The organism is Pseudoalteromonas sp. CO342X (genome assembly GCF_004208915.1).
GTDB classification, from domain to species: Bacteria; Pseudomonadota; Gammaproteobacteria; order Enterobacterales; family Alteromonadaceae; genus Pseudoalteromonas; species Pseudoalteromonas maricaloris.
Genome location: NZ_SGPH01000020.1, coordinates 51,153 through 75,843, shown reverse-complemented (window position 1 = coordinate 75,843; position 24,691 = coordinate 51,153). Strand labels below are relative to the sequence as shown.

25 protein-coding genes and 1 other RNA gene are annotated in these 24,691 nt (G+C 42.9%); 18 read left to right on the top strand and 8 right to left on the bottom strand.

Features of this window, described 5'->3' with window-relative positions; all coding sequences use genetic code 11:
• The first annotated feature begins 272 nt into the window (after positions 1–272).
• From EXT47_RS10540 to EXT47_RS10530, 3 genes are read left to right on the top strand one after another with little or no spacing between them, the layout of a single operon-like run.
• Positions 273–659: a hypothetical protein gene (locus EXT47_RS10540; protein ID WP_205991260.1), complete on the top strand. Its 387-nt coding sequence runs from the start codon at positions 273–275 to the stop codon at positions 657–659.
• 2 nt (positions 660–661) lie between these two features.
• Complete coding sequence (locus EXT47_RS10535) at positions 662–1,081, top strand: helix-turn-helix domain-containing protein (protein ID WP_165383810.1); 420 nt, start codon at positions 662–664, stop codon at positions 1,079–1,081.
• Positions 1,078–1,554 (top strand): hypothetical protein, encoded by a 477-nt coding sequence (locus EXT47_RS10530; RefSeq protein ID WP_130126564.1) that lies wholly within the window; start codon positions 1,078–1,080, stop codon positions 1,552–1,554. The genes EXT47_RS10535 and EXT47_RS10530 overlap by 4 nt, the downstream gene beginning before the upstream one ends.
• On the opposite strand, the gene EXT47_RS10525 is transcribed toward EXT47_RS10530, so the two are convergent.
• Positions 1,551–2,540 carry a tyrosine-type recombinase/integrase gene (locus EXT47_RS10525; protein WP_130126563.1) on the bottom strand — a complete coding sequence of 330 codons (990 nt, stop codon included), beginning with the start codon at positions 2,538–2,540 and terminating at the stop codon, positions 1,551–1,553. The genes EXT47_RS10530 and EXT47_RS10525 overlap by 4 nt on opposite strands.
• A gap of 315 nt (positions 2,541–2,855) precedes the next feature.
• On the opposite strand from EXT47_RS10525, the gene EXT47_RS10520 reads away from it, so the two are divergent.
• Positions 2,856–3,083 (top strand): hypothetical protein, encoded by a 228-nt coding sequence (locus EXT47_RS10520; RefSeq protein ID WP_130126562.1) that lies wholly within the window; start codon positions 2,856–2,858, stop codon positions 3,081–3,083.
• Positions 3,084–3,320: 237 nt separating this feature from the next.
• Here EXT47_RS10520 and EXT47_RS10515 read toward each other — a convergent pair whose 3' ends face one another.
• Positions 3,321–3,692, bottom strand: a complete 372-nt coding sequence (locus EXT47_RS10515; protein WP_130126561.1) for a hypothetical protein — start codon at positions 3,690–3,692, stop codon at positions 3,321–3,323.
• 102 nt (positions 3,693–3,794) lie between these two features.
• Between EXT47_RS10515 and EXT47_RS10510 the strand changes: the two genes are divergently transcribed.
• From EXT47_RS10510 to EXT47_RS10465, 10 genes are all read left to right on the top strand, one after another.
• Positions 3,795–4,037, top strand: a complete 243-nt coding sequence (locus EXT47_RS10510; protein WP_125252489.1) for a DNA-binding protein — start codon at positions 3,795–3,797, stop codon at positions 4,035–4,037.
• Positions 4,038–4,045: 8 nt separating this feature from the next.
• Positions 4,046–6,073 (top strand): replication endonuclease, encoded by a 2,028-nt coding sequence (locus tag EXT47_RS10505; protein WP_130126560.1) that lies wholly within the window; start codon positions 4,046–4,048, stop codon positions 6,071–6,073.
• 98 nt (positions 6,074–6,171) lie between these two features.
• Positions 6,172–6,489 carry a hypothetical protein gene (locus EXT47_RS10500; protein WP_045989119.1) on the top strand — a complete coding sequence of 106 codons (318 nt, stop codon included), beginning with the start codon at positions 6,172–6,174 and terminating at the stop codon, positions 6,487–6,489.
• Between the two features lie 18 nt (positions 6,490–6,507).
• Entirely contained in the window at positions 6,508–6,627 is a 120-nt protein-coding gene (locus EXT47_RS24055; protein WP_226898988.1) for a tail virion protein G7P-2, read from the top strand.
• A gap of 97 nt (positions 6,628–6,724) precedes the next feature.
• Entirely contained in the window at positions 6,725–6,961 is a 237-nt protein-coding gene (locus EXT47_RS10495; protein ID WP_165383809.1) for a major coat protein, read from the top strand.
• Positions 6,962–7,022: 61 nt separating this feature from the next.
• A complete protein-coding gene (locus EXT47_RS23830) occupies positions 7,023–8,516 on the top strand; it encodes a hypothetical protein (RefSeq protein ID WP_165383808.1) in 1,494 nt (497 codons plus the stop codon).
• A 2-nt stretch (positions 8,517–8,518) separates the two neighbouring features.
• Positions 8,519–8,890, top strand: coding sequence for a DUF5455 family protein (locus EXT47_RS10480; RefSeq protein ID WP_130126557.1), 372 nt, complete (start codon positions 8,519–8,521; stop codon positions 8,888–8,890).
• 1 nt (position 8,891) lies between these two features.
• Positions 8,892–9,968, top strand: a complete 1,077-nt coding sequence (locus EXT47_RS10475) for a zonular occludens toxin domain-containing protein (RefSeq protein ID WP_130126556.1) — start codon at positions 8,892–8,894, stop codon at positions 9,966–9,968.
• Entirely contained in the window at positions 9,949–11,187 is a 1,239-nt protein-coding gene (locus tag EXT47_RS10470; protein WP_165383807.1) for a type II secretory pathway protein, read from the top strand. Before EXT47_RS10475 ends, EXT47_RS10470 begins: the two co-directional genes overlap by 20 nt.
• 224 nt (positions 11,188–11,411) lie before the next feature.
• On the top strand, positions 11,412–11,849 hold the full coding sequence (locus EXT47_RS10465; RefSeq protein WP_130126554.1) for a hypothetical protein: 438 nt from the start codon (positions 11,412–11,414) through the stop codon (positions 11,847–11,849).
• 253 nt (positions 11,850–12,102) lie between these two features.
• On the opposite strand, the gene ssrA is transcribed toward EXT47_RS10465, so the two are convergent.
• The 3 genes from ssrA to EXT47_RS10450 all read right to left on the bottom strand — a co-directional run bounded on the left by ssrA (position 12,103) and on the right by EXT47_RS10450 (position 14,455).
• Positions 12,103–12,459, bottom strand: a transfer-messenger RNA (tmRNA) gene (ssrA, locus tag EXT47_RS10460).
• A gap of 211 nt (positions 12,460–12,670) precedes the next feature.
• Positions 12,671–13,051, bottom strand: a complete 381-nt coding sequence (locus EXT47_RS10455) for a hypothetical protein (RefSeq protein ID WP_223193701.1) — start codon at positions 13,049–13,051, stop codon at positions 12,671–12,673.
• Positions 13,052–13,303: 252 nt separating this feature from the next.
• Complete coding sequence (locus EXT47_RS10450) at positions 13,304–14,455, bottom strand: DUF1887 family CARF protein (protein WP_130126553.1); 1,152 nt, start codon at positions 14,453–14,455, stop codon at positions 13,304–13,306.
• Between the two features lie 331 nt (positions 14,456–14,786).
• Here EXT47_RS10450 and EXT47_RS10445 point away from each other — a divergent pair, with 331 nt between their 5' ends.
• Positions 14,787–16,439, top strand: a complete 1,653-nt coding sequence (locus tag EXT47_RS10445; protein ID WP_130126552.1) for a DUF342 domain-containing protein — start codon at positions 14,787–14,789, stop codon at positions 16,437–16,439.
• A gap of 46 nt (positions 16,440–16,485) precedes the next feature.
• Here the strand turns inward: EXT47_RS10445 and rnt are convergent, their stop codons facing one another.
• Complete coding sequence (rnt, locus tag EXT47_RS10440) at positions 16,486–17,160, bottom strand: ribonuclease T (protein ID WP_130126551.1); 675 nt, start codon at positions 17,158–17,160, stop codon at positions 16,486–16,488.
• A 164-nt stretch (positions 17,161–17,324) separates the two neighbouring features.
• Here rnt and EXT47_RS10435 point away from each other — a divergent pair, with 164 nt between their 5' ends.
• Positions 17,325–18,230 (top strand): OmpA family protein, encoded by a 906-nt coding sequence (locus tag EXT47_RS10435; protein WP_130126550.1) that lies wholly within the window; start codon positions 17,325–17,327, stop codon positions 18,228–18,230.
• Positions 18,231–18,357: 127 nt separating this feature from the next.
• Here the strand turns inward: EXT47_RS10435 and EXT47_RS10430 are convergent, their stop codons facing one another.
• Complete coding sequence (locus tag EXT47_RS10430) at positions 18,358–18,831, bottom strand: hypothetical protein (RefSeq protein WP_039492389.1); 474 nt, start codon at positions 18,829–18,831, stop codon at positions 18,358–18,360.
• Between the two features lie 103 nt (positions 18,832–18,934).
• Here EXT47_RS10430 and EXT47_RS10425 point away from each other — a divergent pair, with 103 nt between their 5' ends.
• Together EXT47_RS10425 and EXT47_RS10420 are read left to right on the top strand one after the other, a co-directional pair.
• Entirely contained in the window at positions 18,935–19,252 is a 318-nt protein-coding gene (locus tag EXT47_RS10425) for a DUF962 domain-containing protein (RefSeq protein WP_039492386.1), read from the top strand.
• Between the two features lie 50 nt (positions 19,253–19,302).
• Positions 19,303–20,382, top strand: coding sequence for an amidohydrolase family protein (locus EXT47_RS10420; RefSeq protein ID WP_226898984.1), 1,080 nt, complete (start codon positions 19,303–19,305; stop codon positions 20,380–20,382).
• On the opposite strand, the gene EXT47_RS10415 is transcribed toward EXT47_RS10420, so the two are convergent.
• Entirely contained in the window at positions 20,366–24,571 is a 4,206-nt protein-coding gene (locus tag EXT47_RS10415) for a DEAD/DEAH box helicase (RefSeq protein ID WP_130126548.1), read from the bottom strand. The genes EXT47_RS10420 and EXT47_RS10415 overlap by 17 nt on opposite strands.
• Positions 24,572–24,691 lie beyond the last annotated feature (120 nt).

Below are 24,691 nucleotides of genomic sequence, written 5' to 3'. Positions count from 1 at the left end.
ATGATTTACATCAAAAACAAGGAGTTGTAATCTCATACAAACTAGTTGAACCTTGTGTTAACTAGTGAATGTGGGCACAATGTGGACACTATATTACATGCGTACTTTGACCTTCCCTATATTTAATTTTAGTTCAAAATGTAAGTGTCTATAAAAAGGAGCTAAAGTTTAAAAGTAAACTAAAACTTGACAAAGTAATTGCTTTTTTTTTGTAGAAAGGTTGTAATGTGCGCGGGGTTAACATATATATAAACGTATAGAGACTTGGAGCTTTGAAGGAACTTAAAGAAATTCATCGAGGTAAACTCTTTAAAGTTGTGCATTGTGAAGGTGCTCTGGAAAGTTTACAAAAAGCGTTGACTCACGTCACCCCACATAAGAAGCAAAAGTCCATGTTGGTTGGAATCGTCCTCATGATTGAACGTTTGGCAGGAGGTGAGCAGTTATCTAAAGATAGCTTTCCGCCAGAAGGAGACCTCCCTAAGGGAAGTGGTAAGTTTCATGCGTTTAAGCGGATTCCAATCAGAGCTTATTGCTGGAGATCTAAAAAACATCCCAATACTTATTTCATAAGTCATTACATATATAAAGATTTTGATAAATTGAAAGATAAAGATATACAAAAAGTGCATAGAAACTGGAAGAGTAAGGAGGAATGAATATGAGTTACATGTTTTTCCCCGAAGAGCCTAATGTCAGCAAGGCAGAAAGACGAGCTTTTTCTCGAGAAGAGTTAATCTTTAATGTTACTGAAGATTTGCTTGTTAAACTTGAGGAGCTAGATATTTCAAAGGCTGAATTAGCAAGGAGACTTGGGAAGTCAAAATCATGCATTACACAAATGTTAAATGGTTCTCGGAATATGACCTTAGGAACTTTCTCAGACATCTGTTTTGAGTTAGGCTTTAAGCCAGAGGTTAAAATCCCATTGCAAAAAATAAATAAAATTTGGGAACCGGATGTTAAAGATGAGCTAAAAATTGCTAATGTTACAAAGCTCCATTTGAAAGTTATCGATAGTGGGAAGCGCGGTAGCTGGACATCAGCTCCATTTTCTGAAATGCGAGAAGCCATCGGATGAAACCTGAACTTGAAAAATGTGTAAGTAAACTTGTTGTTCGCAAAGTGAATACTAGATATATTTACGCAGCGCTTGGTGATAGTTATCAGTCAGAAGAGATCACTGAGGGCTTGCTAAACAACAAGCAACAGCTGAAAACCCTTGATAAATTAGGTTTTGCTCAAGTTAATGATGAAAATTTTTACGTTTATAAGTTTTACAATACTATCGGCATTCGTTGTATAACCGATGAAGATAAAAAACTTGATGATCAAGAAGATATTGAACCTATATTGGAGATTCAAGCTCAGTTTTCCGTTGAATACTTTTCACATTGTGAACTAGACGAAGACGCTTTAAATGACTTCGGAGATGGTTATGTTTATTTTCATCTTTGGCCTTACTGGAGAGAAATAATCCAGTCTAGTTGTTGTAGAATGGGGATTCCTCCAATTACTGTTAATGCTTATAGAGTACCAGCCTCAGATGACTAAAGCTTTGGCCCAAACCTAATAGCATCCTCTAAGTGACTAGGTGCGAAGTGTGCGTAAACCATCGTTTGCTCTATCTTCGCATGGCCTAGTATCTGTTGTAATACCAATATATTCCCTCCGTTCATCATAAAGTGACTGGCGAACGTGTGTCTTAACACATGGCTGCATTGACCAGCTGGCAAAATGATGTCTGTATTATTTATTGCTCGTTCGAATGCCTTTCGGCAGTCAGCAAACAGCGGCCCTGATTTTTTAGGGATTTCATCATAGAGTGCTTGAGTGATTGGCACTGTTCGATTCTTTTTGCCTTTGGTCTTCATAAACATAATTTTGCAGTTACCACCGGAATGGATCACTTGAGAACCTTTCAGTGAAGATGCTTCACTTATTCGGCATCCAGTAGCTAAGCAAATTTTTGCCACGATATAAACGTGCGGATTTGACGAGCGTTTAAGCTCGTTAAGCACGGTTTGTATTTCATCTTCAGTTAAAAAAGCAAGTTCGGTCTGCTGTAGCCTAAAAGGTTTAACATCAGTTAGGGGATTCGGGTAGTTGATTTCACCCACTTCAATTAACTTATTGAATACACCCTTGATAAGTGCCAAGTCATTATTGGCCGTTTTACCTGAAATAGCCTTTTCACCCGTCATTCTGTTACCACGCCAATCAACATATGTTTTTGAGCTGAATGATTGAGCAATTGGGTTACCGAATGCTTCGCACATCATCTCTAATTTATTGAGTGCTTTTTGCGGGTCAGTATAAGTTTGGCCGTGAATTTTGTACCACGTAGCGACAATATCAGATAGCTTTCTTAGATCTGTTTTTTCTTGCTTCCAAGGTTTGTCCTCAGCTTGAGCGACCATGTGGTTTAAATATCTTTGTGCTTCACCTCGGGTAGGAAACACTTTTCGAATCCGGCGGCCATCAGCCCCCCAAGGACGAATATCAACTTTATATCCCGATTTTACTTTTACAATGGGCATTTATTCTTGGCTTAACTGGAGTGGTACTATTAAACAAAAGGCCACTTTGGAAGAGTGGCCTCAAAAATTTCTTAAACGAAATTCATTTGTAGATGCGTTTTTAGAATAGCCATCCCATCAAAAAAAGACAAGCTTGATTTATGGGCAATTGTAAATTAAATTAGACGTGTTGGCATTTCTGCTCATAGCGTTTCGCTACTCCAACATTTAGAGCATTTTACTCATATTAAATGTGAGCTTTTCAGCCTAGGTTCGCCTGAGGCTTTCAATTTCCTAATACACACTTTTACATTGAACGAATTATTGGAGTTGAAGATGCTTTATTTCTTTGGTGCTATGTTGTTTCTCACAGTGGCCACTATTTTCTATACTGAGAATGATGAAAATAAAACGTTAGACGAGCTTGCTCACGATTTATTAGAGGACTTTGAGTCGATAGGTGAAATGGCTATTGATGAAAAGGTAACGGCTTACGACGCATGGAAAGTTAGAGTCTCAAGGTATCGTGAACGCAAACTAGGTGGAGAGTCATATTCAAAATGATCTTATCGAGTTTTATCTGTCCGAACTGTAACAAGCTATTAGTCGGAGAGGAACTTAATTCAGTTTCTTCCCCAGCAAAAATATATAGTCACATCCACAGGCTCGAGCTACATTTAGCGACCGAATTAATACTTTGCAGCAATGCTGAATGCAATGAGTTAATTATTATAAGCCAGCTTTCAAGTGGAGATGAGTTTTTTAAAAGCTGGCAGTGGCGTTCGAGTGTTGAAGGCAAATCTACTCGTCTGAAAAAGTAATTTTTGATTCAAGTCGTTTCAATACTAAGGTTGAAGCGACTTTTATTTGCTCAGCACTTAAATCTGATACTACCTCGAGCATTTGGGCTTCAAAAAGCCCGTCTTGAATCTCGATCAAAACCTCTTTCTTTTTCAAACTAGATTTATTCTTTTCGAACAAAAACCAGTCCATTGAAACTTCAAAGTCAATACAAGCTTGAGCACATTCACTATATGGAATAGCGTTGTTCTTTTTTGCTTGAGCTGCCCAGCTCGTATTCTTATTAAACTTTCTTGATAGCTCAGTTAGGTTTTTGCACTCGTAAAGAACTCTAAGTTTTTCAAGTACTTCCTCTGCACTGTTAACTTTCATGTGATAGCAACTCCAAAATCCATAGATTATTTCTATTGACATAGAAATAATCTATGGATTAATCTGATTCGTAATTACACTGTCTCTATACGGAAATATAACATGAGTCACAGCTTAGTTTTATCACTCACATCACCTATTTTGACTTATGACGAATACGCAAGACTGCAAGGTCAAAAAGTAAAAGACGTAGTTAACGCTGTTGCAAATGGGCGTTTACCAACATACACCCCACCTTGTGCACCTCACGAGAATCCCGCTCGTGTCAAAAAATATATCAACATGGTTGCATTATATGCAGAGGCAGCCAAAGCCGCGAATTTAGAATTTCAAGTTCAAGGGTAGGGCTAGCCATGCTTAACGAACGTCAATTATCGACTTATGAAAAAACATTCCCCGCACAATCAGCAGTAAATGCTGTTGCTGATATCAGACTTGATAGCAGCGCTGCGGCTATCCTTGCTCGCGCTAAATTGCCGAATAAAAAGCGTTTGGCAGAATCAAAACTCGATAGTCACCAATTGCGTTCTGAGATCTTACATACCCATAGCAACTTAGCGGTCATGCTTGCTAATGGTTATTTGGTTACCGAAAAATTCTTTGGTTACGCTGAAGCGCGCAAACGCTTATTAGAGGCGGATAGGGTGCTTACTTTAGGTGGTATCAATCTCAGTGTTTCTGATGATGAGCTTTGCGAAATCGCAGAAGACAAAGCCCGCTTATTCGAATTGCGCTTGAAGTGCAGTGAACCAACTTACAAGCTCTATAAAAAACTATGCGCTGACTTTCGAGTGTACTGCATTGAGCCGCCCACATTTGATGATGACTACTTTACGTTATCACCTGCTGAGCGTTCAAAGCTTTCTCCATCTTATCGCCAAGGCGTAATGAATCAATTGAAAGGTGCGCTAAATCGCATGGCTTGCCCGCTTTGGTGGCGTCGTCGTTTACGTACCAAACAAGCGCTTGTCATCGAGCAATTAGCCCGTGATATGCATACCGTACATAAAAAATTTTCTCCTTATGTCAGTGAATTTACTATTCGCAGCAAGCGCGAACGCAACGCCAAATCAGACGCAATCATGAATGATTTGTATGTTGTGCCAAATGACGCCAATCCCTTTGATGAATTTGAATCACTGAAAGACGTTGCCGCTAAAAGCTCAACGTCTGGCAAACAGCTAGCCGCTGAACTTATGGTTCGCATTCGTGGCTTTGAGGAATGTTCAAAAACACTCGGCCACCGTGGAGAGTTTTACACCATCACCGCACCTAGTCGTTTTCACTCAGTACACGCAAGCGGCATTCCTAACCGCAAATATAACGGCTCAACCCCGAACGATGCGCAAGACTATTTCAATGACCTGTGGAAACGGGCAAGGGCATTGTTCGCTAAGGCTGATATTCGCCCTTATGGTTTCCGTGTGGTAGAGCCTCATCATGACGGCTGTCCGCACTGGCACATGCTGCTGTTTATGGAAAAAGGTCAAGCGATTAAAGCCCGTAAAATCCTTAAATCATTGGCACTTGAAGACACACCAAGTGAAGTCCGTACATCATCAACCCGTTTTAAGGCAATCAGCATCGACCGCAAAAAGGGCAGTGCTGCGGGGTATATCGCCAAATACATCACCAAAGCTGTTAACGGTGAACACATCAATCAAGTGACTTGTCCTGAAGCGGGAAAGATTTCCATTGCGCCAGCTGATGCAGCCGAACGCGCATCCACATGGGCAAGCACATTTAATATCAGACGTTTTCAGCAAATCGGTGGCCCAAGTGTGACCACATGGCGCGAACTTAGACGCCTTGGCATGGGTGAAAGCGGCAAATGTGAGGTTGCAAACTCTATGAACACAAACTTAGACACGGTTTCCCGTTACGCCCTTGAGAAAGTAAGAGCTGCGGCCGACGCTTCCGATTGGGCGGCTTTTTGTCTTGCTATGGGTGGTGTGCAGGTTAAACGTAAAGACCAAGCGGTACGCATTCACTATCAAATCCCTGACATCGTTGACCAAATCACAGGGGAAATCAGTCGCAGTGAATCTAATAGCCCGTACTTCACCACCAAATATGGCGATATGCCAGCTAAACGTATTTTGGGCGTTGCGTGGGATTCGGTTGTGGTCATTACCCGTCGCGGTACGAATCAAGTGCTAACCGAAAAAGACATTCAATCACAGCGCAAGATAATGCTCGGAGTATCTGAATCTATCCAGAACTGGGTAGACGATGGCCGCTTTGAACAACCAAGCATAGAAGAGATGCAGTTCTTAGAATCCTGCGCAATCGAAGACTATCAGAACATGTGTTTGTTTATGGATTACGAGGCACTTTCTGTAGTCGGTAGCGACGAAGTCGCCTTGGACTTGTGTCATTAACTGTAACCCTAAGGAATTCACATGCAACACAGCAGATTAAACGACCTACTACGGTCACAACATCAACTTATTGAAGACTATTCAAAGGAGCAATAACCATGGCCAGTATTGAAGGTGCAATCACAGACTTACAACGTGTCAACCGTACGGACGACAAAGGCGCACCATTACCTGAGACCGCTGAATTTAAATTTCACACTAAAAGCCCCGCGAGCATTTGGACGGTAAAGGTCACGAATGACCAGATGGCAAACGGTACATTCGCACAACTAGAAAAGCTCCAATCCGACCCAAACGGGTGGGGCTTAAAGCCTGTGCTACTCAATCTTGAATATTACGAAGGCGCAAACGTAGCACGCCAAATGGAATGGAAAGGCTTCCGCCTGAACTCCATTGCTCCTCAGCAAGCGAAATAACAAATACAGGAAAGCCGAATGTCTAGTGATGAAATTCAGCTTCTTATCGAATTAGGTCGACAGCTGTATGACCTTATTTTTGGCCTTGGTTTGGTACTTTCTTTCAGCCTTGGCTTAATTTCAGGGGGACAACGATGATTACGTTAACTTCCTATTTTCTTGGTGCTTTTGTCCTTGGTTGGGGCATCGGCGCTGGTTGGCTTTTTTTCAAACGATTATCAGAGGAAACTATATCGTGAAAAACATCCTTAAATCTAAGTTATCAAAAGCAGGACTTTTAGTAACTTCAACATTAGCTAGTGCATCTGCGTTTGCTACTACGTCTTTACCAAGTGGTATTTCAGAAGCGTTTGCGAAATTCACAACGCAAATTGGTGAGTTAGAGACTTTAGCTTGGCCAATTTTGATTTCTGTCACATCTGCATTTGTAATCATTAAGCTATTCAAACGTTTTGTTTCGAAGGCAACCTAACAAAGCTCGCATGTTTAAGCAAAGGACAGTTCGCTGTCCTTTTTTGATCTAAGGAATGAATATGAGATTGTTAGTTTGTTTGTTATTGATGTCATCGCCATCGTTTGCCGAGAACTGCCAGCCAACAACAAATCTTTTGCCAGTTGTAACAGAGGACGCGCCAAGTGGACTCACATTTGTTCAATCTTACTCTGAAATGGCTGAAGGTCGCTTTCTGATAGGTAACGATGTACTAGATCCTGTTAAATATCGTGGCCAGCATTGGTTAGACCCCAACGGTGGAACTTGTCCTGATACATCTAATGGCGTCAGGTTGAATACGCTTATCCAAGTGCCTTATTTAGACCCTGTTAATGACGTTCAAAGATATAAAACCGTGTGTTTATACATGGACTTTTTTGATAAGTATTGTCCTGATGGCTACACATTGGATTTCATGAATAAAGATTGCGTTTTATCTGATGCAAGCCAATGTAACAATCAGTGCTCCGATGGCTTTCCACCTGACTTATTAGGTTATCCTGGTTGTGACCGTCCGCCAATTCAACAATGTAATGATGGTTCTTACCGTTTGGCCGATGAGATTTGTCCTATCGATAATCCAGACCCTGACCCTGACCCTGACCCTGACCCTGACCCTGACCCTGACCCTGACCCGAATCCAGACCCAGATCCAAATCCTGATCCAACACCAAACCCTGATATCGATTTATCTGGACTCATTCAGAAAATTGAAGACTTTAAGCAACAAGAAAAGTTATCTAGTGAAGTAGTCATTGATAAGCTTACTGACTTGGGTGGTGATGTTAGGCAATCCGGTGATGATGTACGTGATGGGATTAATAATGAGCTAAGAAATCAGACGCAAGCGCTTAATGCTTCCATAGGCCAGTTAAATGAGGACAACAAGTTACGTTCTGATTTGTTACGAGACTCCGTATTTCAACTCAATACTGCGGTCAGAGATTTACAGGCAGGTAATGCTTTTGAGTTTGATTTAACCAGAAAATCAATCCAGCAGCAGACAGATACACTAGGGACAAAGATAGATACAACAAACTCTAAATTAGATACCACTAACCAGTTGCTCAATAGCATTAAACAAAACACAGAGCCTAAACCTAGCGAAAATTGCGAACCAAGCATCGAGAATAATTACTGTGAAACGCCTCACGGGATCACAACAGAGGGCGTGAAGAGCATACTCGATACGATTGGGGGTTACTTTGATGACGAAATTTCTGGCTACCAAACAAATTTTGAAACCAAGGTTAATGAATTTTCACAAACAAGCCCACTAGGCAGTGAAATGGATGAATCAGCCATTGAATCTCTACTCTCGTATTTTACGAATGTTATCCCTCAGGCTTCAGAGTGCCGCCCTTTAATGCTCTTTGACTACAAGGGTAAGCGTTATGAAATATCGTGCAATTTCTCAACCAAATTTAAAGAGTTATTCGGTTGGATTTTAGGGGTCTACACCATTATCAATTTAATCAACATACTCATGACTGGCATTGTCCCAAGAGGTACGCCAGCTAAACAAGGAGTCTAGTTATGCCTGCTTTTCTGTTACCCATCATTACGGGCGCTTCGAACATGATGCGTTTGCCTGCGTTGATTGCCTTTCTTGCAGGAATATTTGGTCAAATCATCGCATTTTTCGCTAAGTACATGACAACTAAAGTCGCGATGCAGTTAACCATTATTACCGCTGTATCTGCTCTGACTTTAGGTGTCTTTGCCGTCATCAAAGCGTTAATCATGTCCGTTTCTGTTGTTGCTCCTGAAGGGCTAGTTCACGGTGCGTCATTAGTTATTCCTGATAATGCAGCCATCTGCTTATCTTCCATAGTCTCAGCGCATACTGTTCGTTACGTGTGGATTTGGAAAGTGTATTTCATTGAATCATTTGCTCAGGGGCGTTGATATGGCCGTTCACTTTATTACTGGAAAACTTGGCTCTGGTAAGACTCTAAATTCAGTTGATCGCATCAGGGAGCGACTGAGAAAAGGACTCCCAGTTGCAACTAATTTAGATATAAATCTAGTGGCAATGCTAGGTCGGGATAAGAAAAATACTCTACTTTACCGAATACCAGACAAACCGACCATTGACGATCTTTTGAAAATAGGGGAGGCCAACTTATCTTATGATGAATCTAAAAATGGATTGATTGTTCTTGATGAATGCGCCACTTGGTTCAACTCTAGAACATGGAATGACAAAACACGTCAGGTCATTATTGATTGGTTTTTACACTCTAGAAAAGTAGGCTGGGATATTGACTTCCTCATTCAGAATATTTCGTTGGTTGATAAGCAAGCACGTGATGGCCTTGCCGAACATGTAGTGTACTGTAGAAGAACAGATCGCTTAAACATACCTCTTATTGGCACTTTTTATTGGATGCTAACTGGTAGCAAACTACCGCTGCCGCGTATTCATCTTGGCATAGTTAAATACGGAGTGATGAATAATTCTGTAACTGTTGGTAAATGGGTAACTTTTGGCAGCAGTCTCTATCCTTGCTACAACACAAAGCAGATATTTAGGAGTGATTATCCTCACAGCACATACTCCGTGCTTCCCCCTTACTACACACATGGCCGATACCAAGTGCCATACACCATGAGAAATATCATGAGAATTACCAAAATATACCTTAAGAAATGGTCTCGTCTTAAGCTCGTTTTACTTGGTGCTTTGATCCCGAGTGCCTACCTATATGCTTCTTATGAACCAAATACCAATTCAACTGAGTTGATTGCAGTCGACCAAACTAAAGAGGCTCAAGAGAAAATTTTAGCCGCTAAAATTTCTTTCAATGACTTTAAGGTCATTTCATATTCCTCTTTGCCCGACTTTGAACGCTTTACCCTAGCTTCGCCTGATACTTCGCTGACATCAAATCAGCTTATTTCAATGGGGTACAAAGTAACAGTTACAAACGCTTGTCAAATCTCACTCGAAAAGGATGGTCATAATGAAACGGTTTTTTGTTAGTTTGTTTGTATGCCTTTTTGTTTCAAGCGCTCTTTTTGCCAGTGAACAAAACAAACCCATTCAACTCAGAAATGCGCCTATTACCGAACTAACACAATGGCTTTCTCTTGTTACGGGGAAATCAATTGTTGTGAGCTCGTCAGCATCTGGGACGCTATTAACAGCGGATATTCCTTCCGTTTCGACCGTTGATTTGATGGTGTTGCTTGACCATATCGCTAAGTCTAACAACTTAGTCATGCTTGATTATGGTGAAGTTGTTCGTATCGAGAACAATACCAATCAGTTAATCACGGTAGGCGCGTTAGAATCCGTTGTTTATAAGTTTTCAAACATTCAAGCCACAAAAGTTTTACCGCTTTTTCAGCAAGCGATAAAGACCCCTGACACGGATAAGAAGTTCATGGAAAAGTTTGATGACATAAAGTTTCAAACACCAAGCGCGAGCATGCTGCCTAATTCAAACTCGATACTTGCAATCACATCGCCAGAAGTGCATGAACAACTCTCTGGACTTCGAGGGGCGCTCGACTCACCAATAAGACAAGTTCTAATTGAAGCAATCATTATCGAAACTGATGCGGGTGATGGTTCTTCTTTTGGCGTAGACCTCTCGACTGCATTAAAACAAACGGGCTTTACATTTACGTCAAATACGCTCGGTTCGCTAAGTTCTGGTCTTGGTGCAAACTATATGTATTCGAGTGGCGGGGACATTAGAGCTTTAATCTCGGCCACAGCCAAAGTGAAGAATACAAAAATACTGTCGACACCCACTTTACTCGTTATGGATAGAGAGCAGGGCGCAATATCGGTTGGTCAGAACGTACCGTTTCTAATCGCAAAGGAAGTCACTGATGCGGGTAAAAGTATCACTCGTATCGAGCGTAAAAATGTCGGTGTCTTCTTGTCTGTTATCCCTCATATATTAGAAGATGGCACGGCAATTTTGAAAATCAATCAGGAGTCTTCAAGCGTTACTGATTCAACCATCGCTAGCGATATTGTTACCAATCAACGCTCTATACAAACAACGGTTTCAGTAAAAAGCGGGCAAACGATCGTCCTTGGTGGCTTAGTCAGTGAGGAAAACAGAAAAAGTGAAGACGGTGTGCCGGTGCTCAAAGACGTTCCAGTCTTAGGCTACCTATTCAAAACGGAATCAAATAATGTCGTTCAACGTGAGCTGACAGTTATGCTAAAAGTTCAGGTTTTCTGATTGGCACAAGGGCAGATTGGGGTTATGTAATAAGAATGTGCTTACTTTGCAGCTCTACCTACGCAGTAGGTGGGGCTGCAAAGTAAAGCTACTACGATTAATGCCATAGTTTTCTTTTGCTCCAGGTGGGGCATGCAAAAACAAAAGAGAAACCACTTGATATTTGTTACATAAATCAAGTTGGTGTATATTTTGATTATCGTTACATATATCAAGTTTATATCATGATAGAAATTGAAATCATCTCATTCCCAACTGGCACGACAATGTTTAAAAACTCTGCCAATGACGCCATTGCTACACTGGATAAGCATGGCGTTTTTACTTTTCAGTATGAGCCTGAAGGGAAAAAGCCTATTAATGTGACTTGTCCCATTCTGACTACCGATTTAGATATATTAAGAGACGCTTACTACAAAACAGGACTGATAAAGCATACTGATTTAGTGGAATTGGACTTCTTACCAATTGGCCATGGAGGAAAGCGAGAGGGGGCAGGTCGCCCACGTTCCGACGAACCAAAGAATCCTTACCGTATTACTAAGGAAGAAAAAGCGTTAATAATTCGACTACGCAATATTGGAAATACTACCAATGTTCCGCACTCCTCTTTGCTAAAAATGCTCAATCAGAGATTGGATGATCTGGAAGGCAACACATAAGCAAAAACCAAGGGGATTATTAAGGGGCGTGCCCCTTGATGGTTAACGCAAGCACACTCCGTTTTTACCTGTTCACAAAACTTTCCATGCGCGCAGAAAAAATATTTTTGAACTATGGCAATGTACCGCCCTGATGAACAAATTGCGGACTTTCAAAAAACAAATGTGGTCACGATGTGGACACTTTGCTTCAGACGTAAAAAAACCAGTTAAAGAAAATCTCTCTAACTGGTTGATTTATAACGCTAAAATTTGGTGGAGCTGGGGGGATTTGAACCCCCGTCCGGAAAGCGTCGACCTTCGGTCCTACATGTTTAGTATCGTCTTTTGGTTAACCTTTAAATCTCGGACGAACACGATAAGTAAAGGCGAGGCCGCTTAGTTTTAGCCCTTCAACCCCGGCCAGGGTTTCCGTAGCGATCTTGTGTAGGGTGACACTCCAGAACCAGATCCACAAGAATATCATGGAGGAGTGCTAGCGGGCTATTATGCCGCTAGAGCGTAGTTATCGTCGTTTGCGATTACTTTAAATACGGCTTTTTTACGAGGCCAGCCGCACCTCGACATGCACCTTAGGCTTCTTGAATCCCGTCGAATCCTAATCAGCCCCTGAATAAATTCAGTACTGTTAGTGTTTATACATCTAACAACTAACTATGTCTCGCATTATACATAGGATTAATGTCATTACAATGGCTTATCATGCCATTTGCTGATGATTTAAGGAAGCAGAGGTGTGTTTGATTAATTACTCGCCGATTGCTGAACAAGACCGTAAGCGTTGATTATATGTATAACGGGTTGGCTTTTGATTTGTGCGACTAGGCACTTGCAAAGAATCGTCCTTTACCACCATATTGATAGTTCTCTAAAGTATTGAGCAGCTTTTCAGAAAATTGAATTTCTGTCTCTGAACGGCCACTCTGGCGTGCCTCTCTTAAGTTGGCTTTTTGCATGGCGATAACGTCGATTTTTTCATTCTCGGCTCGTGAAATATCGGCAGGAGAGGGGATTCCACTCCCCTGATTTAGGCCTTGCTCAACAGCAAAATAATGTAAAGAAAGTGAAGCATGTTGCCCTAAATCCAATATTCCTTCGTCATATAGTGCTTTAGATGCCACAGCCAGTTCTTTCATGGTGATATGGGTAAAGTCGAATTGTGCCGCTTTGATGTGGCTAGTTGTTGCCTCTGACGCTGGCAAAACGCTTCCCTTCGCTTCATTCGATTGATTGCGCGCGTCGCACCTGAGCCTGATTATATAGCATTGCTTGGTGTTGAACTTTCATTTAGCAAATCCTTCTGAAATATGTATAACAACTTCAGCAAGGTGTATGCCCAAAAGTGGCTGAACAAGATTAAGGTCCCCAGTCATTGTGGGCATTTTCATTATCTCGATATGGACGACAGAAAGCGGATCACTCGCTACCGCTTTTGTGTTTGTTGCTTTTTGTGTTTACGCCCCGCGTAACCAGTTGCGTAGTCTATCTTTGAGTTGGCCAAGGTCGTCTTCGCAGATCAGGCCAATTTCTAGTGCTTTGGCGCGCAGTCTTTCCGAAGTTCTAATGCCTTGATAGCTCACCAGTAGGCCTCTTGCCTGTACGCCGCCAAACAGTTCGCTGAGTGAGTCAAGTTTATAAATCACTTGGTTGCCTTCTCCTTTACTAAACTTTTTGGTTTTGCATTCAATGAGGTGAAGCTTATTGTTGGCGAGCGCCACAATATCTAGCTCGTTATTGACATAGCTTTGTCCCACGCGACGTTTAATCGCAACGCCTTGGGCGACATCTTGTAAAATGGTGAGTTCTTTTTTTAGGCTGAGGAGGGTGGCGTAAACATATTCTTCTAGCCAGCCACCGTTGGCAAAAAAGCGAGCGCCTTGATTAGCAAACTTTAATTTGTCGTCTTGCCTGGTGGCGATGTTAGCATCTTCTAAATCGTCAATGAGTGTTTGCAAACTTGGGCTATTCATTTGGCTGCGACTCAAAGGCTCACTAATAAGTGCATTATCTTCGCTGCTGGCAGCGAGGTAATTGAGCTGGGCGAGGGCATGGCTATAATCCGTTTGACTGGTTGCCCATTTGGCGCCGAGCTGGCGGTAGCGAATATCAACGATACCCTCATTTGCAATTTCGGTGATATCGCCGTCGATGAGGTTAAAAAAGTCACGTATCTTTAATTTATCGGCAAGGATGGTGTTGGCTCGCTCTGTTGGTACAAGCCAGTGAAGTTCGTCGCGTTCGGGTTCAATGATAAAACATTCTATTGGATAAGCGCGGATCACCTCATACATCGCAAGTAAGTGTTGGCGGTCGCCGCAACTGGCATTAAACACAAATTGAGTATCTGGTTGTTCACTAATTAGGGTATCAATGAGCTGGTGGAAGCTGTCGATTAAGGTGTCACTATCTCGGCTGGTGGGAATAAAGGCGTGATGTACTTTTACCCCTCTTGGCCCCAACACTCTTTTAATATCTTCAAGGTTTTGTTGTTGTTGAGATTCTATTAAATAGAGTATTTCATCCGAGTCGATATTGTGGTCGAGTACAGGCGTAAGCGTGTTAATAAAGTTAGTGTCGATAAAACTAAGGTGTACGTGCTTTGTCATGACTGTCCCTAAAAGTTATGTCCTTCATGAAAGATGAAATTACCCTATAAAACGGCAAGTGTAAAACAGAGTAATACTTAGTTATGAATTTGCTGCCATTTGGCGTGAAATCCCAACGTTTGTCTAAAGTTTTGCACTGTAAAGCCGATAAATCTAAAGAAAATAATAAGTTGTCTTTTAAATGCACAGATTGATTTACATTCATTTATAATTTGTAGCAGTTCAGGTGATGTTAAGCTTAACAATTTGGCGAAGTTATGCTCAAATGAGTTCGCTGCATTAAAAATAACAACATAACAATAAGATCGTGCATACTTTTCAGGGTTGATGAATGTCATTATTTCGTTTTGATGAGGATGAGGGCTATGTCTACTTACTCTCTCATCCTGTGGAATCCGGATTTCCGGCGAGCTCGTCTCAGCTAGTTGAGATGATAGAGGGGTCGCCATATGCGGATTTTGAAATCATTCATGCCAATATCGGCCAATTATTTACCGCAAGTGAGGCGTCCGAGCAGGACTCGCTGATTGTGGCTCGCGCTATCGATGCGTCTATTTCGGTGCGTATTGAAGAAGGCAACATGCTTGCTGAAGCGAGAGTAACCACAGCCCGTGGTGGTAAGCTGGTTTGTATGAACAAGGCCAAACAAGCATTAAAACAAGCGGGTATTAAAAAAGGCGTCAGTGGCAAAGCCCTCGATAATCTTCTCGGTCAGCAGTTAGAACTCCCTCCCGGACACACTTACAATGGGATTGTTGCGCATGGTCAACGAGCCAAAGATGGCAACGACGCACGGTTTGTGCGCCTGTGTATGACAGCGCAGGACAGAGTACTCAGTCCACAAGAATCGAGCGGCGGTAAGGTCGATATGCGTAATTTAGGTGCTATCATCACCGTAAAGCCGGGCAGCCCATTAATGAAAAAAGTTCCGCCAACAGAAGGCGAGCCGGGTTATACCGTGTTTGGTGATGTGATTGATCCAAAACCAGGCAAAGACGCACCACTTGAGGTGTCAGAAGGCACCAAGCTCGACCCCAACGATAAAAACCTGCTTATTGCCGATTCAAAAGGTGTGCCAGTAGCCATTCCTCGAGGTATGCGCGTTGATGATGTGCTGTGCTATGAAAACATTGATGTGACGACAGGGCATGTTGAGTTTGATGGCAGCGTGATTGTGAGCGGTGATATTAAAGATGGAATGCGTGTTAAGGCTTCGGGCGATATTACTGTGATTGGCTTTGTGGAATCGGCTATTCTTGAAAGTGGTAGCGCTGTTACGATAATGCTTGGCACAATTGGCCGTAAGCGCACTGAAGGTGAACCTTTTTCATGTTCAATTAAAGCAAAGCGCAGTGTTTCGTTAGGCTATGCGCAGTACTGCCGAATTGAAAGCGAACAAGATATTCTCATTGAACGTCAAGCTTTGCATTGTGATTTGGCTTCCAAGCGTTTAATAAAAGTAGGTAAAGGTGAAACCCCTAGAGGCAAACTGATTGGCGGAAATGTATTGGATGCCATGCGTATAGAAACGGGTGAACTTGGGGCACCTTCAGGCACAAGAACACGTATTTCACTAGCCCAAGACTGGGATAGTTTGCACGATAAGCACCGCGAATTAGTGGAGCTGGAAAAGGTGCTGGCGTCCAAAGTCATCGATATTAAACAAGCCATGAATAAAGCACAGGCGTCGCCGCAATCGCAAAAACGAGATGCATATCTTGCCAAGTTGCAGCAAAGCGAAGCGCAGATAAATAAACATTATGGCCGTAATCAGCGTAACATCCGGTTAATACAGCAAAAAATACATCGATTAGCACGCTTGAGTCGAGTCACGGTCAATGAGCTAATGCACCCCGGAACCGAAGTAAAAATAGCGAAAGACACTAAACTGTTTTCGCGAATTTACCCGCCTAATTTCGTTAAATTGCATGAAGGTAAAATCATGCAACAGTTTACGACGGCCAAAACCGCAGAAATAGCTTAAAAACGAGCACTTATAAAAATGCCAGCTGGATTTGCTGGCATTTTTGTTATTCGGTGTCGGTTGTTGACTCAGGTTCTGACTCGGCTTCAGGCTCTGGTAATGGCCAACCACCTAATGCTTGCCACTTGTTGACTATGAAGCAAAAGAGCTCTGCGGTGCGTTCTGTGTCGTAAAGTGCGCTGTGCGCTTGACTATTGTCGAACTCGAGACCTGCTGCACGACATGCCTTTGCAAGCACCGTTTGGCCTAGAGCAAGCCCTGCAAGTGATGTGGTATCAAAGCTGACAAATGGGTGAAAAGGTGTGCGCTTTATCTTGTTACGCTCAATCGCTGCATTTAAAAAGCCGTGATCAAAAGCGGCATTATGGGCAACGACAACGGAGCGCTGACAGCCTGCGGCTTTTTGGGCTTTACGCACGGCTTTGCAAATTTCTTTCAGCACTTCATCTTCTGCAACTGCGCCTCTGAGTGGTGAAAATGGATCAATGCCATTAAAGTCAATCGCAGCTTGCTCAATATTTGCACCTTCAAAAGGCGCAACATGAAAGTGTACTGTCTGATCTAAGCTTAATACCCCGTCATCGTCCATTTTTAACATACTGACGGCAATTTCTAGTAGGGCGTCAGTATCTTTATTAAAGCCAGCGGTTTCCACGTCGATAACTACAGGAAAGAAGCCGCGAAAGCGTTTTGAAAATAGCGTTTGCTCGGTATCAGACATAATCTTCTTGGTTTGTGAAATTTAGCGGCCTATTATACTGATACCTCGACAAGAAGCGAGCAGCTTGAGTGCGCTTAGTATGGTACATTTATTGCTTAACTCTAAATAGCGCGAATTGGTAGAGATAAGCTCTAGTTTTTGGCGTGTTGAGTGCGTGTAGATTAATGGTTGATGTTGTGAGGTGTGGGGTGATCAAGTTATATAAATCAGTAGGTTGGGTTGGTATATCGTTATGCGCCATTGCCTTTAATAGCGAGGCTGCAATGCGGCAATACGCTGCCGAAGCTGATTCATCACATTGGAATGTTGACCAAAACAATCGTTTGAGTTGTGCGCTTAATCATGAAGTCCCGTATTACGGTGAAGCTATATTTTCAAGTAATGCCAGTAAAAATAAAGACTTAACCTTTAACCTAGATATGATGGTACGCCCTGAAAGTTACGATTTTGCAGGACTTGAATCGGTGCCACCGCTTTGGCGAGCCGGCAAACCGGCAAGAAGTATCGGTCAAATGAAATTACTGAAAAAATTTGACGGTGAACTTGAAAATAACGTCGCGTGGCAGTTGTTGACTGAGCTTGAAAAGGGCTACTTTCCTACTTTTTATTATAAAGATTGGCACAACGACGTAGATAAAATCTCAGTTTCTTTGTCATCAGTGAACTTTAAACAGGCATATTGGGCGTTCTTACAATGTCGCGATAACCTGTTGCCATACAGCTTTGAAGACATCGCTTTTACGGTGATGAATTACAAAAAAAATTCCAGCGAGCTGACAAAGTCGTCACGCAAACGCTTGGATATGATCGGCGAATATCTTAAAAATGACCCGAAAATTGAGCAAATTTATATTTCGGCCTATAGCGATAGTTACGGCGGCCGTGATACCAACCTGAGATTGTCAAAGAAACGTGCCGAGGCGATTAAATCCTATATGGCGAGCTTAGGGGTTGAAGAGAATAAGATTATGACTGACGGCTTTGGCGAAAAACGCCATATTGATACCAACGACAACGCCATTGGTCGCGGTAAGAACCGTCGAGTCGTGATCCAAATTTCAAGACCTTGATGTTGGGGTTGGGGTTTTTGTAGTTGGTTGTCGGTTAGTTGGGTTGTGGGTTGTTGGGTTAAGTTGTCGGCTTAAAAGCCGACCTACAAGCCGACCTACAAGCCGAGACACGGTGCTGATGTTGGTTTTATTCTAATACCGTACTACATGACGCTTTTAATGCATCGGCATGACTGAGCTGATTGTGATATGTGATGGTAATGGGCTGTGCGGTGTTTATCTCATAAGCCAGTGCTAAATCTAATTCTACGCTTTTACTTTGCCCGGCATTTAGGGTCATAAACTCATTAGCTGAGGGCGCGAGTCGTTTCGCCATGGGTCCTTGATAATTAAGCGACTTACCATTTTGTGTTACCTCTAAAAATTGGCTCCACCAGCCTTCAAAAGGGGTATGCCAAATTAGAAACTTTTCATCATTATGGCCTGCGTTGGTAAAAGTGAAATTAATGGGGTAGGTCATACCTGAGTCAGAACCCTTACTCACACTGCATTGAATGTTACTTTGTGCATTCATCGTTGCCTCTGATTTGGTGGTTGGGGCGGTGTCGTTGCAAGCTTGGAGCAGCATCGCAGCGGTGATCATCATTAGGGGTTTCAACATACTGTTTTTGAGCCTGTTGCCACGCTCATTCCTTTTTTATTTTCAACGTAAATACTTTGCACTATGCTGAGTATTACAGTCGAATAACGAATCGCATACTCTCATGACCAAAAATAATAACAAAGAGTTCAATTCTTTTGCATCGTTTTACCCTTATTATCTCGCGGAGCACAAAAACAAAACCTGCCGTCGCTTACATTTTATCGGCTCAACCTTAGTGCTCTTTATTTTGCTCTTTGCGTTGGTTTTTGCACATTGGTCTTTATTATGGCTGCTGCCAATCGCGGGTTATGGTTTTGCTTGGGTAGGGCATTTCTTTTTTGAGAAAAATAAGCCTGCGACATTTCAATATCCGCTGTATAGCTTGATGGGTGACTGGGTCATGTACAAGGATATTATCCGTGGTAAAGTACCTTGGTAAAGGAGACTCAGTAGATAATAAAAATGAATGTAAAACAAAGTGTTATTGCTATGAGTTGTGCCGTTTTACTGGCTGGTTGCCAAAGTGTGTCGGCCACTGGCACACGCACGCTAGCAACTTTTAGTGTAGATAATACCCAGTGCTACGACCGCAAGGCGCAATCTAGTTATTTTGCCGTTGATTCCCATCACCATTTTCAGCCATTTCGGGGAGATGCGGTCCCGTTTGATAAGCTCGTTACTTGGGCAGAGCGTGTGGGAGTGGTGTTTATCAACGTTTATGGCATTGGTCAAACCTACGAGCGAAAGCCTGATTGCTTTGGTGAGCGTGGGTGCTACAGCCAGTTGATTTCACCCAGCATTCAAAATGACTTTAAAAATGCGAGCAATTATCTTAAATATGGCGCAGATAACGTGCATATTACCTTGTCTATGACCTTTGCTGACTTGCATAAACCAGAGACTATTTTGCCAAAAATGGCACTACTCGAAGACGAGTTTGGTGACTTATTTCGTTGGATGGGAGAAGTGAATTTAGTCAAAGCGGCGCATTTTGGTAACGGCCATCAAGCGGTAGATAAAGAGACTATCGCCAAGTGGCAGCCATTTATGGCTGTGCTAGAAGAAAAGCGTATTCCGCTTGCACTGCACGCTGACTTGGGCGATAACAACACGCCACTTAAATACTTACCTTTGCTTGAGGAAGTATTAAAGCGCTACCCAGAAAACGATATTATTTGGATGCACATGGGAATATCAAAAGAGTTAAGCCAAATTGACCCAGAGCTGCACATAAACACCATGGAGCGGTTATTCTCCCAATATAAAAACTTAAAGGCCGATCTGTCATGGCGGATTTTGTACGACTATTATTTTAGCGACCCGAAAATTCAGGGGCAGTATGTTGAATTTATTAATGCCCATGCTGAGCGCTTTTTGCCAGGCAGTGATTTCGTCGCCAGTAAAAGTAAACGCTTTTTCGATTATTTAGAAGAAGTCGATATCAATAGTCGAATTCTCGCCTCTCTTGACGACAATGCTTTTCGCCGGATCGCCTTAGGTCAAAACTACTTTTCGCTATTAGATTTACCTTATCGTGCGCCTGAGATTTGTATTATAACGTCTCCTTGAGCATGGATAGCACATCGTTTACGTCTAGCTTCATCACTTTATCGGTGTTCGCGAGCAATTGATCCGCGAGGTCTTTTTTATGGTGATGGAGCTCGACAATTTGTTCTTCAATCGTGCCTTTGGCAATTAAGCGATAAATAGTAACGGGGCGTGTTTGTCCCATTCTATGTGCGCGGTCTGACGCTTGCTCTTCAACCGCAGGATTCCACCAAGGATCCATGTGAATAACATAATCTGCAGCGGTAAGGTTCAGGCCAGAGCCGCCGGCTTTGAGGCTAATTAAAAATACCTCGCCTTCACCTTTTTGAAAGGCATTCACGGCCTGCTGACGTGCTTTGCTTGAGGTGCTGCCATCTAAATACTGAAACTGGATCCCGCGTTTTTCCAAGCGAGCTTTGATAAGTTGCAAATGGCCTACAAACTGACTGAATATAAGTGCCTTGTGATTGTTCTCTTGCAGCTCGGTCAGAAGCTCATCCAATGCCGCTAATTTTGAGCTGGTTATCTGACTTTCTGCCATTAACAGTTTTGGATGACAACAGGCTTGGCGCAAGCGGGTTAGTGCTGCCAGCATTTTAAAGCGCTGTTCGTTGGCACTGTCTTGCTGTGTTGACTGTGAAATTTCGTCAATGGCGTTTTGGCGCAGCGCTTCGTAAAAGGTTTGTTCTTCTTGGCTCAATTGAATTGGTACATTGATCTCAGTACGTGGTGGCAATTCGGTTAATACCTGATGCTTCATACGGCGCAGAATAAAAGGCTGGATCAGGTGTTTGAGGCCTTTACGGGCACGGTGTGCTGCGAGCTTATCTTCATTGGCGTTTTCAATGGGGGCGGAAAACTTTTCGCTAAAGCGTTTGAGGTTACCGAGCAATCCCGGGTTTACAAAACGAAAGAGTGACCAAAGCTCTGTGAGGTTATTTTCTATTGGGGTCCCAGTGGTGATCAGCTTAAACTTGCCTTTGAGCGCGCAGGCGGCTTGAGTACGTTTTGCTAAAGGATTTTTTAGCGCTTGGGCTTCATCGGCGACAATGGTTTCAAAAGCGATAGGCTTTAAGATATCAACTTCGCGCTGTAGCAGGCCATAGCTTAATATCACACAATCCAGTGGTTGCAAGTTGCTCAGCATCTCAGCTCTGGCATCAGAATGTGGATAGTCAGAAAAGAGTTTCACCGACAAGGTTGGAGTGAACTTTTGGATTTCCTGTTGCCAGTTGAAGCAGACAGATGTTGGCGCGATGACAAGCGTTGGGCCGACATTGGCTCGGGCCAATATCATCGCCAGCGCTTGGATGGTTTTACCCAATCCCATATCATCGGCAAGGCACGCACCTGCACCCCAATGGGCAAGTCGCATTGCCCAGTCAAATCCCGCCTGCTGGTAGTCGCGCAGCTCGGCTTGTAATGTTGAAGGAAGCGTTGGAGTCAATGCGACGGCTTGCTGCATTTTTTCGTTTTGCTCTTCCCAAGCCGGCAAGGTTTTCATCCGCATTCCAGTGGTGGCTTCAGCAATTAACGGCGCAGCTAGCGGGTGAAATTTTCCGCCTTCGGTCGCGTTATTGAGCTGGTCAAGTTGCGCTTTTAAGTCACTTGAAAGGGCGAGTACTTGCTCACCGTCCAGCGCAATAAATCGGCCATTGCTGGTGGCAACCATTTTGAGAAGCTGTTTAAGTTCGATAACTTGGTCATTACTTACTTGTAGCTCGCCGGTCATGTCGAACCATTCATTTTTCTTGCTCATGGCAAGTTGCAAATGTTGGCTTTCGAGCTTGCTACTGAGCTTAACCTTTTTGCCTTTAGGCCATCTGAGTTTTAGTGCCATAGGGCAAGGCTCTTGATTAATCACCAGCTCGAGTTCTTGCAACACCTCTAGCGCTGCATCCATTTCAGCTAAACTTAAGCGATTATCCGTCATCTCCAAAAATAGCGGGCAGTGCGTATCTAACTCATCCAATCTTTGCTGCTCAAGTAACAAGTTCCGGGTGGTGGATAAGCGTTTACCATCGATTTCGGCGCTGACAGTGGCAATACCGTGTCCCGGATGAAAAATCGGCCCTTTTTCGCCAAAGGGCATGACCACACAGTGAAAATCGAGGCCTTGATGATAAGGCTGAATGTTAATAACAAGCGCCGATTGCGCCTCGATACTATCCAGCCCAGTATCTATATCTGCTAAATCAGACTGTACATTGAGATAAGGTGCGATGGCTTTAATACTCGACAGCACTTTTTGTTTTGCACTGGCAGGCACAGTTAATCCGGATTCACCAATAATCTCAGCGACCTGTATATGTGATTGGTTAAACACAATAAACTCGTAGTGATGCTCAGCTTGCTGAATAAATGAGTAGGTTTGCGGTTGACCAAAATAGCTGGGTAAATTTGGAATAGAGAGTAGCAGATCATCGCCATGTTGACGGATGTGTAACTCGGGAGATTTCTCGGCAATGGTAATGGCTTGTTTTAAGTCTTCTTCATGGTATAGGTTGGTGGCGCCGACTGCGGCTTTTAACGCGGGAATTCCAGCAAGGGCGTAGTCCGCACGACTATTGTAGCCATTACCTGACTGTGGTGCGATGGCATCGATCAGCTTTTTATCAGACTGGCTGATATAACTAAATTGTTCCGGGTGCTGTTTCAGTTGTTTGCAGGAAATCGGCTTACCTTTTCCCCAGCCTGTTTTACCCCGTTTTTGCTCGCGTGCTAAAAACTCAATATCAAAGCGACCTTGCCTAATTTGCCAAATCAGGCGAAATTGTTCGTCAACTTCTTGGCTGGTATTTGCGTTCGGGTTTAGCGCGATAAGCTTGTCCAGTGCCAGATCCCACGCCGTCTTTTTGGCAACGAGATGACTAACATTCAGCTCGGGATTAAACGCAAGCGGGTATTGCTCACCGTGCTGCGCTAGCATCAACTGCTTTGCAAGCCCAGTAAACAGAGGTAAAGAGAGCCGCTCAAACGTTGCGATGCAGTCGTCGAGACTGGTAAGTGTTTTGGCATCTAAGCTTTGATTACACCAGAAGTGTGCAAAGCAGTCGAGTAAGCGACCTAAGTAATAGTCAAAAACATGAGATTTCTTCAGACTTGAATAATTTAAATGGGCGCTGCTGTAGCTACTGTTTTGCGACAAGCTCTCCGCGCAGTATAACAGCACGTTATTGGCAAAGAAGTTGTTATAAGGTGCTTTGCTGTCTTGGCTTTCAAACTCAAGCTGTTGCGAGAGGGTGTCAAATAATGCGGCATCATGGCTATTGGCTTGTTGCAATAACGCCAACTTATGAAACAAACCCAGTGTTCTACCTAGGTACTGTTTTTTACGTTTGGTGATTTTGTCTTTTGCTTTTAGTGCTTGTTCAAAACAAACGATAAGGTTGTCGTGTTGTTGTAAAAAAGCAATGCTCGCCATAATTTGTGCACTATAAGCGGTTTGGATATTGGCTACCAACGCCTGAGCCTTATCCAATTGCAGGGTATAGATTTGATATTCTGCTAATAAACAGGTCAGTAGCGGGCTCTGTGTCTTGGCTTGAACCTGTGTGAGTATTTCAAGTGCATAGCTAATGCTGTGACCACTTTGTTGTAAGGTATAGAGCAAGGTTGCAAAAGCTTGATATTGCAAGTCATCAGCAAGCGCCGAAAATCCTTCAACTGAAAAAGGATAAAAATACAATGGTAATAACACTTGGTTGGTCTTATGGCACACCGCCTGTGGGTCTTTCGCCAGTCCTAAATGATTGCGGGCTTTTGGTAGTTGATTGATAAATAAAAAGTCTCGAATGAGTCGCTGTTCATCGGCAAATTGGCGCTCCCATTCATAAGCATTCAATACAGGGATAAACTCTTCAGCAGCGTTAAGGATTGCTAAAAACTGGCCGTCAGCCATGACTCGTTGGCTTAAACTGGTCGCGAGTTTTAGATTTATTTGCACTCCATCTTCGTTAAAAGTCACCAACCCGTCTGAGCGCCATTTCATAATTTGGCTATGACTTACACCTTGTTCAAAGTCATTTTCAGGGATGATCTCTTTTGCCACGAGTGCTTGAACTAGGCGTTTGAGTTTGATTGCTGAAACTGGTTTATAGACGACCGCCAGCACACTCAACAGCGTTTGCTCGTGCACAGGTAGGTTATGCACTTGATTGATTAGCGCTGTGATTTCTTTGTTAATTGCTGGTGGAAAGTCAAAATTCATCGTTTGGTTGTAGTATTCAATTTAAGACACTGAAAACTACCATAATTTAGTCTGAACTGCCATGAAGATAAACAAAGTCAAAGTTCATTTTTCGGTTATGGTGGTTCATTCAATACACTG